Below are 386 nucleotides of genomic sequence, written 5' to 3' on the forward strand. Positions count from 1 at the left end.
ACGGATCAGAATCCGAACTATTGTCATTAGTTTTCTGACGAGTATCATCGTTTTGTCGCTGTTCGTTAGTACTACGAGATTCCAACAATTTGAAGTTCTCAGCAACTACTTCTGTTACATAGACACGTTGTCCTTGCTGATTTTCATAGCTTCTTGTTTGAATACGGCCAATCACACCTAACAGCGTTCCTTTTCGAGCATAGTTCGCTAGTGTCTCAGCAGACTTGCGCCAAATCACACAATTGATGAAGTCGGCCTCTCGATTTCCATCTTGATTTGTGAAATTTCTGTTTACTGCTAAAGTGAATGTTGCTACTCCTGTTCCATTCGCTGTATATCTAAGGTCAGGATCTTTTGTCAATCGCCCGACCAAAACTACATTGTTG

1 protein-coding gene is annotated in these 386 nt (G+C 41.2%); it reads right to left on the bottom strand.

Going from position 1 to position 386, the window contains the following annotated elements; genetic code table 11:
• Positions 1–386 (bottom strand): single-stranded DNA-binding protein (gene ssb / locus PGP85_RS20050; protein WP_270329025.1); only part of this gene is annotated, 386 nt, incomplete at both ends.

Origin of the sequence: Enterococcus malodoratus (assembly GCF_027659535.1) — a bacterium.
GTDB classification, from domain to species: Bacteria; Bacillota; Bacilli; order Lactobacillales; family Enterococcaceae; genus Enterococcus_A; species Enterococcus_A malodoratus.